This window comes from Cellulomonas endophytica, from assembly GCF_004123805.1.
GTDB classification, from domain to species: domain Bacteria; phylum Actinomycetota; class Actinomycetes; order Actinomycetales; family Cellulomonadaceae; genus Cellulomonas; species Cellulomonas endophytica.
The window spans coordinates 1-2,030 of the sequence record NZ_RWJX01000156.1; the positions used below are offsets into that span (position 1 = coordinate 1).

Annotated in this window: 2 pseudogenes; both read right to left on the bottom strand. The window is 83.4% G+C overall.

From position 1 onward, the window contains the following. Positions 1 to 1,473: pseudogene (locus EJA20_RS18930) on the bottom strand (hypothetical protein); the annotation flags it as partial. Further along, positions 1,470 to 2,030 (bottom strand): annotated as a pseudogene (locus EJA20_RS18935) (hypothetical protein); the annotation flags it as partial. The pseudogenes EJA20_RS18930 and EJA20_RS18935, both read right to left, overlap by 4 nt.

Below are 2,030 nucleotides of genomic sequence, written 5' to 3' on the forward strand. Positions count from 1 at the left end.
GAGCCGCCGCAGCCGGCCCGTCGCCGCGGCCCGGCGGGCGTCGTGGGCACCGGTCGGCGGGCGCCGGCCCCGCCCGGCGGCCGTCCCGGCCGACACCCGGACGGCGAGCACGGGGGCGGCGAGGACGGCGACGAGCACGACGGCGGCGACGGCCGGTGCCGTCGCCCCGGGGAGGAGCGCGGGGTCGGCGGCCGGGGCGGTGGCGCCACCGGTCGTCCCTCCGCCGGGGGCCGGGCCGACGAGCCGCGCGGCGAGCACCCCGGTGGCGGCGGCGAGCACCGTGACGACGAGCTGCTCGAGACCGGTCTCGACGGCGACGCCGGGCAGGGAGCCGCCGCGGCGGCGGCGCTGGGCGAGGCCGGGGGCACGGCGGCGCACGAGCACGTCCGCGACGAGCACCAGCACGAGCGCCGCACCGGTGGCGAGGCCCGCCCCGAGCAGCGCGGCCTGCGCGCCCGCGGCCCGGGTCGCGCCGGCGGCCGCGTCGAGGACCGCGCCCAGCCGCGTCGTCACGACGGGTGTCGGCCCGCCCGGGACGAGGGCCGCCGGCGACGCCTCGAGGCCGGCCAGGGCGCGCCGCACGGCGGGGCCGGTGGCCGCCGTCAGGGCCTCCCCGCGGACCGGGAGGGTGACCGTCCGGACCGGGCTGTCGGGCGGCAGCGCGGACCGGGCGGCGGGGAGGGCGGCCGCGGGCACGAGGGCGCCCACCTCCGTGCGCAGGGTCGGTCCCCGGCCCGCGGTGACCGGGGCGAGGACGCCCGGGACGCGCGTCCAGCGCGGGTCGTCCGGGTCGACGGCGACGAACAGCCCGGTGACGAGGACCTCCACCGGTGACCCCCGCTGCGTCAGGGTGAGGCGGTCCCCGGGCCCGACGCCGAGGAGGGCCGCGACGGGCTCGGCCAGGCCGACCGGTGCGGGTACGGGTGCGGGTACGGGTACGGGTGCGGGTACGGGTGCGGCTGCGGCTGCGGGTGCGGGTGCGGGTGACTGTGCGGCGCCCGGGGGGCCGCCCGCCGTCCAGCTGACGGCCGGCTCCCCGCCCGACGCGTCGCGCAGGTGCACGAGCCGCAGGCCCGTGCCCGCGGCGACGGACCCCCCGGGGGGCACGTCGAGCCGCGCGGAGGCGACGGCCACGTCGGGGGTGCCGAGCACGGCGTCGAGGGCCGCCGGCAGCGCGCCCACGAGGCGCTCGGTGAGCACGTCGAGCTCGACCACGGAGCCGGGGTCGGGGGCGCGCGAGCCGTCCGGGTCCTCCGGCCACGTCGCCGTGACGGCGACGTGCCCGGCGCCCGGCTCCTGCGCCACGGCGGCGCGGACGGCGGCGTCGGCCGTGCGGGCGAGCGCGCCCGGCACGAGCACGAGCAGGGCGACCACCAGCGCGACGACGACGGCGCCGAGGAGCACCGGTCCGCGGTCGGCCACGGCGCGGCGCGCGGCCAGGCGGGGGTCGACGTCGAGGCGCGCCGCGCTCACCCCCCGCCCTCCCCGCCGAGGTCGGCGGTGCTCGCGGTGCGGGCCGCCCGGAGCGCCACGGGCAGCACGACGAGGAGCGGCAGCACGACCAGGGCGAGCAGCAGGGGCGCCTCGACCGCCCAGGGCCAGACGACCCGCGCCGGCGGCACCGCCGGCGCCCCGCCCATCCCGGGGGCCAGCGCCGGGGCCGTCACGCGCGCGGCCGCGGCGCCGACGAGCGCACCGGCGGCGACGGCGACCGTGCCGGCCACGGCCTGCCCCAGACCGAGCACCCGCACCACCGCCCGCCGGGGCACGCCCATCCCCGCGAGCCGGGCGGTCTCCGCGCGGCGGTCCTCCGTCGCCGCGACGGCGGCCAGCCCCGTGCCGACGGCCACGAGCACGACCGACCCCGCGGCCAGCACCGCGAGGACGAGGGGCACGAGGACCGCCTGCGGGCCGCCCGTGGCCTCGGCGACGGCCCCGGTCCGGGTCCGGGCCGGCGGCAGCCCGGCGGCGGCGGCCCGGTCGCCGGCGCCGGCGGCGGCACCGTCGGTCGCGACCCCCCACCAGGCGGT